The organism is Salinimicrobium tongyeongense, from assembly GCF_026109735.1.
Classification (GTDB): Bacteria; Bacteroidota; Bacteroidia; order Flavobacteriales; family Flavobacteriaceae; genus Salinimicrobium; species Salinimicrobium tongyeongense.
Map to the genome: position 1 here is coordinate 989,593 of NZ_CP069620.1, position 13,343 is coordinate 1,002,935.

At 44.2% G+C, this 13,343-nt stretch carries 9 protein-coding genes, 1 tRNA gene and 1 pseudogene; all 11 read right to left on the minus strand.

Features of this window, described 5'->3' with window-relative positions; genetic code table 11:
- Positions 1–85 precede the first annotated feature (85 nt).
- On the minus strand, positions 86–1,489 hold the full coding sequence (locus tag JRG66_RS04315) for a hypothetical protein (protein WP_265164522.1): 1,404 nt from the start codon (positions 1,487–1,489) through the stop codon (positions 86–88).
- 657 nt (positions 1,490–2,146) lie between these two features.
- Positions 2,147–2,220, minus strand: a tRNA-Arg gene (locus tag JRG66_RS04320).
- A gap of 147 nt (positions 2,221–2,367) precedes the next feature.
- On the minus strand, positions 2,368–2,820 hold the full coding sequence (locus JRG66_RS04325) for a GatB/YqeY domain-containing protein (protein ID WP_265164523.1): 453 nt from the start codon (positions 2,818–2,820) through the stop codon (positions 2,368–2,370).
- Between the two features lie 120 nt (positions 2,821–2,940).
- A complete protein-coding gene (ftsZ, locus tag JRG66_RS04330; RefSeq protein ID WP_265164524.1) occupies positions 2,941–4,932 on the minus strand; it encodes a cell division protein FtsZ in 1,992 nt (663 codons plus the stop codon).
- A 62-nt stretch (positions 4,933–4,994) separates the two neighbouring features.
- Positions 4,995–6,338: a cell division protein FtsA gene (gene ftsA, locus JRG66_RS04335; RefSeq protein WP_265164525.1), complete on the minus strand. Its 1,344-nt coding sequence runs from the start codon at positions 6,336–6,338 to the stop codon at positions 4,995–4,997.
- Between the two features lie 3 nt (positions 6,339–6,341).
- Entirely contained in the window at positions 6,342–7,061 is a 720-nt protein-coding gene (locus JRG66_RS04340) for a cell division protein FtsQ/DivIB (RefSeq protein ID WP_503827430.1), read from the minus strand.
- Positions 7,048–8,402: pseudogene (gene murC / locus JRG66_RS04345) on the minus strand (UDP-N-acetylmuramate--L-alanine ligase). Before murC ends, JRG66_RS04340 begins: the two are co-directional and overlap by 14 nt.
- Entirely contained in the window at positions 8,403–9,506 is a 1,104-nt protein-coding gene (gene murG / locus JRG66_RS04350) for an undecaprenyldiphospho-muramoylpentapeptide beta-N-acetylglucosaminyltransferase (protein WP_265164527.1), read from the minus strand. It abuts the pseudogene before it with no gap.
- Positions 9,503–10,711 carry an FtsW/RodA/SpoVE family cell cycle protein gene (locus JRG66_RS04355; protein ID WP_265164528.1) on the minus strand — a complete coding sequence of 403 codons (1,209 nt, stop codon included), beginning with the start codon at positions 10,709–10,711 and terminating at the stop codon, positions 9,503–9,505. The genes murG and JRG66_RS04355 overlap by 4 nt, the downstream gene beginning before the upstream one ends.
- Before the next feature lie 25 nt (positions 10,712–10,736).
- The gene (gene murD, locus JRG66_RS04360; RefSeq protein WP_265164530.1) at positions 10,737–12,098 is read right to left on the minus strand and encodes a UDP-N-acetylmuramoyl-L-alanine--D-glutamate ligase; all 1,362 of its coding nucleotides are present in this window, start codon (positions 12,096–12,098) and stop codon (positions 10,737–10,739) included.
- On the minus strand, positions 12,098–13,339 hold the full coding sequence (gene mraY, locus JRG66_RS04365; RefSeq protein ID WP_265164531.1) for a phospho-N-acetylmuramoyl-pentapeptide-transferase: 1,242 nt from the start codon (positions 13,337–13,339) through the stop codon (positions 12,098–12,100). The genes murD and mraY overlap by 1 nt, the downstream gene beginning before the upstream one ends.
- Positions 13,340–13,343 lie beyond the last annotated feature (4 nt).

Genomic DNA, 13,343 nt, shown 5'->3' on the forward strand with positions numbered 1-13,343 from the left:
TCATAATAATAAATTTATCAAAATTTTATGAAAAAAGTAAACAGAAGGAATGTTTTTCCTTCTGTTTACATATAAAACACAATTCCTAGTTACAGTTTCCTGTTGCACAAGGATCACTAACAGTGATGTCTGGCACAGGAGTAGGGTTCGGAATATCCATTGGGTTATCAAAACCACAACCTATTAAAGCTCCACCCCATGGTCCCGCCTGAAAGATATTCGCAGAATTCCCATTGCCTGATTGGAACATATTAGCACTTTGACCATCATGTTGCACGACCAGTCCTGAATTATTATTTCCCCATTGTGCAGTGATGGCGTAGTTATCGCTGCCTATTTGATGAGTGTTTAATTTATTGTCATTGCCATTTTGCCCTGACAATACATAGTTGTCATTACCATCCTGAACTTGAAGAGCTTTATTCCCTTCTCCTGTCTGACCTAGAGTAGCATCATTATCATCGCCTTCTTGATATTGTCTCCCATAGTTATCATCACCAACACCATAATAGCCAAATCCAGAATAATTTTGAGTCATTGTAGCTGTGTTACCATCACCATCTTGTACCTGCTCACCGTGATTTGAACCATAGGTGGTGCCGCCATATTGATTCATAGTAGCCGTATTCTCTTCACCTACTTGAGACTGGTAAGCTTCAGCATCATAAGAGTAGTAACCTTGGTTGACTGTTGCAGTATTACCTTCTCCAGCCACACCAGATTCCGCATTTTGAAATTGATAAGATTCATTCGAGTCACCATATTGGTTGAGGTAAGCTTCATTCCGAGCTCCTTCGCCCTCTTGTTCAATCAAACCATTGTTTGAATTACCACTTTGAATAGCTCGTGCAAGTTGTCCTTCGTTTGCACTAAATGTCCCTGGATCAGAAGACTGCTTTACCTGGACCATGTTATAGTTTCCAGTTTGATTTGTCCAGGCGTCATTGTTATCGTCATTTTGCTGAATTAAAGACTGGTTGTAAGAACCATTCTGAACTCCATAAGCATAATTCCCAATTGAAAGATTTTCTACTGGGTTGTTAACACCTTGCTGTACTAAAATTTTGTTACGAGTACTGTAAATTCCTTGAGTACCCTGCTCTGTACGAGCATCATTTACCCATCCTTTTTGGTTAATAGAAGATTCATTGTTCCATCCTGACTGGTTAGCTTCTGCCTCATTATTAATTGCCCTACTATAAGGGCCCCACCATGTAGGACTATTTGGCCCCTCTTGTGTAATGCGAGCTTCGTTGTTATCGAGGCCTGCCGCGTCTGCTTGAAAAACTCTAGCTGAGTTCAACACTCCGACCTGAGTCACTTCCAAACGTTGATCATTGCCATACTGATCTGTTTCTGTAGTGTTTGCCAATGGCGCTCCTCCGGGGTTTTGATTGGCTACAGGTGTGGCATTGTTTGCCCCTGGTACCTGAGCAAATCCAATTGCCCCAATCATTAGCGCTGCTGCGCTTAACATAACTTTTTTCATAATAAAAATAATTTAAGGTTAAAAAATTGAGTTTACACATCCTTGTTTGGGGCAAAGACATTTCGGCACCATCAATACAGCATCTAATAATAAAAGGGGGAAATAATTGGAACTCAAAAATTGAATTCACCTGAAAGAGGAAGTAGGGTAAATTTTTTAATCTTTATCTCTTTCACTATGCTAATTTACTTAAAATGAATTCCCTGCCAACAGTCTGGTCGACGAATCGATGAACTACAATACCTACTTCTAGGTAGTATCAATTCAAAACAACCATTCTCCCAAGAATATCTTAAAAAGTTAAACTTATGTTAAAGGTAAAAGTGTTATTTGTTATGAGGAAAAAACTTACAAATTCACCTGCTTTTATAGAGTTATTCCCCAAAAAACTGCTGATTTCCACACTTTTATACTAAAATTACTCCGTTATCAATTGTACCAAAGTGAAATTTATCATCTTCAACTATGAGAAGCAGGAAGGTTATTTCCGGATATTTAAGAAGTTATATCAAAAAGAACTATTAAAAACTTAAGCAACTATTTATCAACATAATATAACTTCTAAATAAGTATAGACATCCCTAAATTTAATCTGTAAGATGAGAGATGAAACAAAAAAAGCCTGTAGAAAAATTTCTACAGGCTTTTAAAATAAAGTGACCCCGGAGGGATTCAAACCCCCAACCCTCAGAGCCGAAATCTGATGCGCTATTCAGTTGCGCCACGGGGCCTTTTTAGAAGGCGCAATTTACATAAATTCTTTAAACTGTAACAAGAAATTTACGCTCTTTCCATCTGAATCAAAGGTGTCAAAAAATGCAATTTTTGGAAGGAATATAATTGCATACTTCTAACTTTGTAATTCTAAAACCTCACTTCTAATTTGCCAGTTTCTTCTTTACTATTGCCGATATGGTTTTACCATCTGCCTTTCCGGCCAGTTCTTTTGAAGCCATACCCATTACTTTACCCATATCCTGCATACCGCTTGCACCGGTTTGAGCAATAATCTTATCTACTTCAGCCTCTATCTCCTCTTCACTCATTTGCTCAGGAAGAAAGCCTTCTATCACCGCCGCCTGGTCCAGTTCGGGTTGAGCGAGATCATCCCTTCCCTGCTCTTTATATATGGCTGCACTTTCCTTTCGTTGTTTTACAAGCCGCTGCAATAATTTTAGCTCTTCATCCTCACTTAGCCCGTCCTTGCCCGACGCATTGGTGCGTGCAAGTAAAATTGCACTTTTAACCGCCCTTAAAGCCTCTAGTTTATTGCTGTCTTTCGCCCGCATGGCTTCTTTCATTTCGGCCATCACTTTGTCCTGTAAACTCATTGTATCTGGATTTTTTATTGATCTTGCGAAGATAGCGAAATACGCCATAGCAGGGAATTACAATAAACAAAAAACCCGAAGCCGGTATTGGGCTTCGGGTTTTTATGGTGCGGAATTTTATTAATCCACGTTATCGTGCAGGAAAGAATTGTTCGTTCTAAACCTTATTTCATCATCATTACCTCCCCCTAAACTGGTGCGTGAAAGTTTTCCTTCACCCGGCTCGCTGTGGTCAAGATCTATTCCCTGTCTTTTGTAAGCAGGCTGTCTTTCGTACTCGTCAACCTTGCTCACATTATTCCTGAACTTATAATTGAACTCCTTCATCTTAGCCCTTCTTTCAGCCGATCTTTTTATAAGGCTTTCATTAATAGGAATGTTGAAAGGATCTATGTCATCTTCGGGCGCCTCCTTACTTTCTTCGGGCGCAGGGTTTCCTTTTGCAACAGGAGGCTGCACCGGTGCTGGCTCACTCTTAAGTTTTGGCTCAGGTTGTTGTGGCTGGGGCCTGCTCTTCTGCACGGGCTGAGAGCTCTTCAGCATTTCTTCCACCTGCATGTAATCCTGTAGCGAATATCGGGTCACCCCATTTTCAGTCTTTGCCTGTATCGCACTTTCCTTCTTTACAGAATTTTCTGATTCTGAATCTTCAGAAAGGCTATGTACAATCCTCTGTTGCTTCACAGGTTCTTTATGCCCGCCCTGCGAAACTTCCTGTTCAGTCTTTGGCTCCTTTTTTTCTTCGGAAGTGTTGTTCCTGGGCATGTCAAAAGTAAACATAAACTGTTGCTCCTGCGGCTCTGGCGTCACCTCTTCAGGCTCCGAAACTTCCACGTCCCTCACGCTGTCTGTAATGATAAATTCAGGTTCTTCTGCAGGCTTTACTTCCTCATACTCCACATTCATTTCCCTAACAGCGGCCGAAGGTTCATCTGTCCCGGCTTCGTTATCTATATCTTCATCGTCAAGTGAAAGCGTGTGAACTATTTTTGTTTCTTCTTTTGGTGCCGGGGCAGGCCCGTCGTATGCCGAAGAGGTTTTCTTTGGAGAAAGCTCGTGCTCTGCCCTCTGCTCATCTTCAAGCGTATGTATGATCTTCTTGGTCTCGGTATTTACAATGTCATTTTGTTGCTCAATGTCAAAACCCGTAGCAATAATGGTTACAGAAATGGCATCGTCAAGATTTTCATCTTCCCCAACCCCCATTATGATATTGGCACTGTGACCGGCTTCTGCCTGAATATGATCTGAAATCTCCCCAATTTCATCAATAGTAATTTCTTCGGAACCGGAAATGATAAGCAGCAGCACATTTTTGGCACCTGTAATTTTGTTATCGTTAAGCAGCGGCGAATCCAGCGCCTTTGAAATGGCATCCTGGGCACGGTTTCCACCTGAAGCCTGCGCAGACCCCATTATGGCTGTTCCACTATTGCTAAGCACTGTCTTTGCGTCGCGCAAGTCAATATTCTGGGTATAGTGATGCGTAATTACTTCTGCTATCCCTCTCGAAGCAGTGGCCAAAACCTCATCGGCCTTGGAGAATCCGGCTTTGAATCCGAGGTTGCCATATACTTCTCTTAGTTTGTTGTTATTGATCACAATTAATGAGTCAACATGCTTCCGCAGGTTTTCTACTCCCAGCTGTGCCTGTTCATTTCTCGTTTTCCCTTCAAACAAAAAAGGACTGGTTACGATCCCCACCGTAAGTATTCCCATATCCTTTGCCTGTTTGGCAATAATTGGCGCAGCTCCGGTACCGGTTCCACCCCCCATCCCGGCGGTGATGAATACCATCTTGGTATTGGTGTCTAAAAGGGCTCTTATCTCGTCAAAACTTTCTTCTGCTGCTTTGCGACCGACTTCAGGATCGGCGCCTGCTCCAAGGCCTTCTGTTTCTCTTACCCCCAGCTGGATCTTGTTGGGTACAGGGCTATTGTCAAGCGCCTGTGCATCTGTATTGCAAATTACAAAATCAACTCCTTTAATCCCCTGCTGAAACATGTGGTTGATTGCGTTGCTACCGCCTCCACCTACACCAATAACTTTTATGACGTTCGATTGATTCTTGGGGAGATCGAATGTGATGTTTCCGAATTCTGTGCTGCTCATAAATTCTTTTTTACTGGTTTTCTACTTCTTTTATTCTTTTTCATAGTTACTTCTTCGCCGATCTACTCGGCGTTGTCTAAAAAATCCTTGAATTTTTCAAACCATTTCTCAAATATTGTTCTTCGCGGCTGGCTTACCGTTACCGGCTCTTCCCGCTCTTCTGGCTCCTCTTGTGGCACTGCGGTAGGCGTTGTTCCCGAGGCTACTTCTTCCTGCTCCTCCTCTTCGGTTACATGCTGCTTACTGTTAATCTCCAGGCTGTTTAAAACCAGCCCAACCGCGGTGGCAAAAACAGGACTTGTGGTTTCACTGTCGCTATCTCCTGCCAGGTGCTCGTTTGGATAGCCTATACGTGTATCCATCCCGGTAATATATTCCACCAGCTGCTTAATATGCTTTAGCTGGGCACCGCCTCCTGTGAGCACGATCCCCGCAATAAGTTTCTTCTTTTGTTCCTCGTGGCCGTAGTTCTTGATCTCCAGGTAAACCTGTTCAATGATCTCCACAACCCGTGCGTGAATGATCTTTGAAAGGTTCTTTAAAGTGATCTCCTTGGGCTCCCTGCCTCTCAATCCGGGGATAGAAACGATCTCGTTATCTTTATTTTCCCCCGGCCAGGCCGAACCGAATTTCACCTTTAGCAATTCTGCCTGTTTTTCAATAATTGAACAGCCTTCCTTAATATCTTCAGTAATAACCCCACCTCCAAAAGGGATCACCGCGGTATGCCTTATTATTCCGTCTTTAAAAATGGCAAGATCTGTAGTTCCGCCACCTATATCGACCAAAGCCACACCGGCTTCTTTTTCTTCCTGACTTAATACTGCATTCGCCGATGCCAAAGGCTCCAGGGTCACAGCCGAAAGCTCAAGCCCCGAACTCTTCACACACCTGCCTACATTTCGTATAGACGATACCTGGCCAACTACCACGTGAAAATTGGCTTCCAACCTTCCGCCGTACATGCCAATGGGTTCCTTGATTTCTGCCTGCCCGTCAACTTTAAATTCCTGCGGAAGTACATGAATGATCTCTTCTCCCGGAAGCATCACCAGCTTATGCACCTGGTTACATAAAGTTTCTATATCTGTAGCGTCTATCACCTCATCGGGGTTGGGACGCGTAATGTAATCGCTGTGTTGTAAACTGCGAATGTGCTGGCCGGCAATGCCTACCACCACATCTTTTATTTTCATGCCGCTATCGGCCTCTGCTTCCTGTATGGCCTGCTGGATAGATTGTATAGTCTGGGTAATGTTATTAACAACCCCCCTGTGAACCCCAAGGCTCTTTGCCTTGCCTATACCAATGATCTCCATTTTACCGTAATCGTTCTTACGGCCAATCATGGCTACAATCTTAGTAGTACCAATGTCTAATCCTACTGCGATGTCGTTCTGTTCCATACCTTACTTTTTAGTGCATACAACCTGATTCCCAAATTGTAGGTCCACTTTTTTATATGCGTCAAGCTTTTTATCTTTTAGCGCCTTTTGATAAAAAGCTTTAAAATTTTTAAACTTCAGTTCAATATCCTTCACCTCACCAAATACCACCGCAAAATCGAGTTGCCTTAGGTAGAGTTCGTACTTCCCGTTAGGCTGGCGGTTAATACCAGTTACGTGCCGGGTAAGAAACTCATCTTCATTTATAAAAGCCATAAGCGGGTGCAATTCCTTGAGCTGCTCCTCCTTTACCCCTGTCACCAGCGGCACCCTGGCCGAATGATACTGTGATAGCGGCATCATCAAGCCCTGCCTGTCCAGGTAGAAGGGCGCACTGGCCATCACGCGGGCCAAAGGTTGCCTTTGGGTGATGCTTGCCCCCATCTTTCCGTCAACAGTGAGAAACACTTCAGCATTCTCCACCATGTCATGCGATTCAAGCAAAGCCTCCACCCTACTCAAATCTAAAGTTTCTTTACCTATACTTCTGGGTCTCACCTCATTTTGTATTAACAATTTATTAACCGCTTCTTCAGTGAGATACAGATTTTCGCTGTTCGTAAAATGCAGATTAACTTCGGAAAGAACCCGTGCGTGATTGCGCTTTTCGGCGAATGCAAATAAAAAGAACACTACGCCAATGAGCAAGAATGTTTTTATGTAATTCCAATTAATTTTCACCACTCAGTTCTTTACGTATTTTCCCTACTTCTTCCCCTATATCACCGGCTCCCATAAGCACCACTACCTCAGCTTTTTTAGCTTTGATTACTTCGGAAAGATCCTTCTTTTGAACCAACTCTTTTTTGTCATTGTTGACCATTTTCAGAAGCCATTTTGAAGAAATTCCTTCAATGGGCTTCTCCCTGGCCGGGTAAATATCCATCAGCAGCAGCTCATCAAAGAGACTAAGGCTGTTTGCAAAGCCTTCAGCAAAATCTCTGGTACGACTAAAGAGGTGTGGCTGAAATATCGCTAAAATGCGCTTTCCCGGGTGCATTTCCCGCACTGCCTGGTGCACTGCAGCGATCTCGGCCGGGTGATGTGCATAATCATCAATTACTACCAGGTCGTCTCGCTTAATCCTGTATGAAAAACGCCTGTGCACACCTTTAAAAGTAGCCAAAGCTTTGGCAAGGATCTCGGGGGGGCACCAAATTCCATTGCCATGGCTAAAGCTGTAACTGCATTTTGTAAATTATGTTTTCCCGGAAGGCTCAATTCAAAGCCTGGGTAGGTTTTCTCTTTTGTCCTTAAATCGAACTGATAAGTGCCATTTTTGACACCCACGTTCACCGCCGAAATATCGGCATCATCATTTACGCCTACAGATGTTCCGTTTAGTGGCAGGCCGTTGGCAAAAAACAACTTCCCGTCTTTTGGTACCAGGGCCGCAAACGCGTGAAAAGACTCTTTTATCTGGGCATCTTCCCCGTAAATATCGAGATGATCGGCATCCATCGAGGTAATGGCCGCAAGGTTGGGCGAAAGCTGCAAAAAAGACCTGTCAAACTCGTCGGCTTCCACAACCATTGCGCTGTCACCATCCAGAATGAGGTTAGAATGATAATTTTCGGCTATACCTCCCAAAAATGCCGTTATCGAGCTGCCTGTTTCCTTTAATAAATGCGCCAACATACTGCTGGTAGTGGTTTTACCATGAGTTCCGGCAACAGCAAGCGTAAAATGCCCTTTAGTGAGGTTGCCAAGTACCACCGCACGTTTTTCCATGGTATAACCATCGGCTGCGAAGTGCAGGTATTGTGCATGATCTAGCGGAATAGCCGGCGTATAAACGATAAGTGATTGTTTATCTTCTAAAATGGCATCTGGAAGGTCTTCTACTTTGGGGGAAGTGATCACTTCTATACCCTCTTTTTGAAGCTCTCGGGTAAGCTGTGTTTCAGTTTTATCAAACCCTGAAACATTTTTACCCCGGGCACTAAAATACCGGGCGAGGGCACTCATCCCGATCCCGCCGATGCCTATAAAATAAATGTTTTGTATGTTGTCGTAGTGCCCCATTTATGGCCAGGTTGTCAATAATTTTTCAACTTCATTTACAATATTTGCCGTAGCATTCGGCTTTTCCAGCTTTTTGATGTTCTTTCCTAAGTTTTGCATCTTTTCATCTGACTCCACCAGCGGAAAAAAGATCGACCTGAACCCCTGCTCCAGGTGGCTTTCAGAAAGAACCACCGCCGCATCTTTTTCGGCTACTGCCATGGCATTCTTGGTTTGATGGTCTTCGGCCACATTTGGTGAAGGGATAAATACCACCGGCTTCCCTACAATACATAGTTCAGACACCGTACCGGCACCTGCGCGTGAGATGATCACATCTGCCGCGGCGTAAGCCAGGTCCATCCTCTTTAAAAAGGCAAAAGTCTGAATGTTTTCCAGCTCGGCATATTTGCTGTATTCTTCGAAATATAAGGTCCCGGTTTGCCACAATACCTGCAGCTTGTGTTTTTCGAATTCCTTCAGGTTATCTTCTACCAGCTGATTTATCTTTCTTGCACCCAGGCTTCCTCCCAGAACCAGCACGGTCTTCATGGCAGGGTCAATTCCGAAGAAATCCTGAGCTTCTTTCCTCTTTTCATCCACCTTCAGCAGATCCTGGCGTACAGGATTTCCGGTTAGCACGATCTTTTCTTCGGGGAAGAACCTTCCCATATCGGGATAAGCAGTGCAAATGGTATTGGCTCCTTTTGCCAAAAGTTTATTGGTGATGCCGGGATAGGAGTTCTGTTCCTGTATCAATGTGGGAATATCTTCCCGGTTGGCCATCTGCAATAATGGCCCGCTGGCAAAACCGCCGGTGCCAATCACAACATTAGGCTTAAATCTTTTTATAATATCACGCGCCTTCCAAAGGCTTTTTACAAGCTTTACAGGGAAAAGCAGGTTTTTGGCGGTGATGCGGCGTTGAAAACCACTTATCCAAAGGCCTTCAATCTCATAGCCTGCTTCGGGTACTTTTTGCATTTCCATTTTATCCTGCGCCCCCACAAAAAGGATCTCACAGGAGGGATACCGCAACCTGAGTTCATTGGCAATAGAAATTGCCGGAAATATATGTCCTCCCGTACCGCCACCCGATATGATCACTCTCAACTGATTTTTCATATTGCCTCACTTAATATTTCCAACGGATTGTCTTCATCCGTTTTTGTTTCGTCTTCTATTTGTTGCAGTTCTTCTTCCCGCTTGGCGCTCACGCTCAACACCATTCCCAGCGCAAGGCAGGTCATCCAGATTGAAGAACCCCCGCTGCTTATAAGCGGCAGGGTTTGGCCGGTTACGGGAAATAATTCTACGGCAACGGCCATATTCACCAGCGCCTGAAAAACAATGGGCAGGCCTACGCCTATCACCAGTAATTTCCCGAACACCGTATTGGCTTTTGTAGCCACAATAATTATTCTAAAAAAGAGCAGCAAATAGGCAAACATGACCCCTATGCCCCCAATCAATCCCATTTCTTCAACAATAATGGCGTAAATAAAGTCTGAAGATGACTGCGGAAGAAAATTCCGCTGTACGCTTTTTCCAATTCCCTGGCCGGTCACCCCCCCACTGGCAATGGCGATTTTTGCCTTTTCAATCTGGTAATCGGCTTCAGTAACCTCGTCATTGGTGAAATTTTCGATTCGGCTTATCCAGGTATCAACCCGGTTTGGGAATAGCCCCGGAAAAGCCTTTGCTGTTAACATAAATATTCCCAGCACCACAATCCCCGCACCTATAATGCCCAGCAGGTACTTCCAGGGGTAACCACCAATAAAAGTGACCAGCAGCACCATTAGAAATAATATGGCGGTGGTTGAAAAGTTAGCCGGCAAAATAAGGCCCATCACCACGGCAACGGGTAACCAAAGCGGAAGTATGGTCTGTTTAAAAGTGTAAGTTTTATCTTTCACTTTTGCCATGTACTTGGCCACGTAGGTCAACAATACTACCGAGGCCAGGGTTGAAGGCTGAAAGGTCTTGTTGAGAATGGGGATATTGATCCACCGGCTGGCATTGGCACCATCTATCACTACCCCCTGTGATACTGTGAACAACAGCAGGAGAATTAAAAGCGGAAGCGTAATGATTGACAGCCCTACAAAGTAATGATAAGGCACTTTATGCACAAAGAACATAATGACAAAACCAAGGAAAAGATGGATAAAATGGCTCACCAGGTAAGGCAGCGTACTGCCGTCGCCATAAAGGTAAGCCAGGTTGCTACTGGCACTGTACACCGGCAAAAACGAAAAAATCGCCAGTAGTGCAGCCGCAGCCCAGATAGTTTTATCTCCTTTTACCCTTGAAAAAAATCCTGTCATTATCCCCTTTTTGACACTTCTGTTTTTATAAATTTCTTACGGCTTCTTTAAATTGCCGCCCCCTGTCTTCATAATTCTGAAAAAGATCAAAGCTTGCACAGGCCGGTGAAAGCAGTACGGTATCCCCTTTTTCTGCCAGTTTATAAGCCTGCTGCACGGCATCTTCCATAGAGCGGGTCTCTACGATAAGGTCTACGCAATTCCCAAATGCATTCAATATGGGTTCATTGTTAACTCCAAGGCAAACAATGGCTTTTACTTTTTCGTTCACCAATGGGAGCAATTCGGCATATTCGTTGCCTTTGTCTACCCCTCCAACAATCCAGATAGTCTCAGATTCCATGCTTTCCAGCGCATAGTATGTGGCATTGACATTTGTAGCCTTAGAGTCATTAATATACTGCACGTTATTTATTTTGAGCACTTTTTCAAGGCGGTGTTCCACCCCCTGAAAACTCTCCATGCTCTGTCTTATGGTCTCTTTTCTAATGCGTAGTAATTGTGCAACGGTCGCTGCTGCCATCGCATTCTTGGCATTATGCTTTCCCTCTATGGTTAATTTGGATGTTGACATGGTCATTTCTGAATTATCTGTACGAATAATAAGTTGTTCATCTTTTATAAAAGCTCCTTTCTCGAGTTCCTCCCGGAGTGAAAAAGGCAATTTTTGAGATAGTATCGGGTTTTCCTGAAGCCATTTCATGATCACAGGATCATCTGCGTCATAAATGAAATAGTCTTTTTCTGTCTGGTTTTTAACAATCCTGAACTTACTGGCAATATACTGGTTGAAATCGTGCCGGTAACGGTCAAGGTGATCGGGTGTGATATTGGTTAATACTGCTATGTGCGGATTAAAATCTTCAATCCCGTCAAGCTGAAAACTGCTAAGCTCAAGCACATAGTGATCTGCGTCGGTTTCGGCGACCTGCTTGGCAAAGCTCTGGCCTACATTGCCAGCCATTCCCACGTTTAGCCCGCCATTCTTCAAAAGGTGATGGGTGAGCTTGGTAGTGGTGGTCTTGCCATTACTGCCGGTTATTCCCACCAAAACGGCATTGGTATAGCTGTAGGCAAACTCGATTTCAGAAATTACTGGAATGCCCTCTCCTCTAAGCCTGCTCACCAGCGGCGCATCATCGGGAATCCCCGGACTTTTCATTACCAGGTGCGCTTCAAATATTTTTTCTTCGGAATGCTGCCCTTCTTCCCACTCAATTTCATGTTCCTCCAGCTGGGCTTTAAAGTTATCCCTGATCCTGCCTTTGTCTGAAACAAATACGCGGAAGCCTTCTTTCTCTCCAAGAATGGCCGTGCCCACACCGCTTTCGCCTGCGCCAAGAATGACCAGTAGATTGCGTTCTTTATTATTTGCTCCTGTAGACATTATCGAATTTTTAGGGTTACAATGGTTACAATAGCCAGAAAGATTCCAATAATCCAGAACCTCACCACAATTTTGCTCTCATGAAAGCCGGCTTTCTGGAAATGGTGGTGCAGTGGTGACATCAGGAAAATCCTTCTTCCTTCCCCGTATTTCTTACGGGTATATTTAAACCAGCCCACCTGCATCACTACCGAAAGGTTCTCAATTAGAAATACCCCGCACAAAATGGGGATCAGTAACTCTTTTCTTGTGGCCAGCGCCAGTACGGCAATGATCCCGCCAATGGTCAAGCTCCCGGTGTCTCCCATAAAGACCTGGGCCGGGAAGGTATTGTACCAGAGGAATCCCACCAAAGCTCCTGCAAAAGCCGAAATGTAAATGGTCATTTCCCCTGTTCTGGGAATGTACATCACATTCAGGTAATCTGAAAAAATGATGTTCCCCGAGACCCATGCAAATATCCCCAGGGCAAGCACGATGATAGTCGAAGTCCCGGCTGCAAGCCCATCAATCCCATCAGTGAGATTGGCACCGTTTGAAACAGCAGTTACAATAAAGATCACGATTGGGATAAAGATCAACCAGGCGTATTTGGCGTATTCAGGATTGATCCAGGTAATAAGGCTTGCGTAATCAAACTCGTTATTCTTCACGAACGGGATAGTGGTCTTGGTCGATTTTTCTTCCACAGAAGTAGTGACAGGATTTTCAGCTGAAGAGATGAGTTCTACAGCCTCTGTACTTCCCGGCAACTGCGGATTCTCATTAATGGTGATATCGGGGTGAAAATAAATGGTCGCACCCACAATCACACCAAGCCCTACCTGGCCTACCACCTTAAAAATGCCTTTTAAGCCCGCCTTATCCTTACGGAAGGTTTTTATATAATCATCCAGGAACCCTATCGCGCCCATCCAGAGGGTGGTAACAATCAACAGGATAACGTAGATATTGTCCAGCTTGGCTACCAGCAAAACCGGTATGAGCGTGGAAATGATAATGATAATTCCGCCCATGGTTGGGGTGCCGGCTTTTTGGCTTTGACCTTCAAGCCCAAGATCCCTTACACTCTCACCTATCTGCTTCTTCTGAAGGAAATTGATGATCCTTTTTCCGTAAATGGTCGATATTCCCAAAGAAAGGATTATTGCCACAGCCGATCTAAAGGAGATGTACTGGTAAAGTCTCTCCCCCGGAAAGGTATAGGCATCTTCAAGATATTCGAACAGATGGTACAACATATGC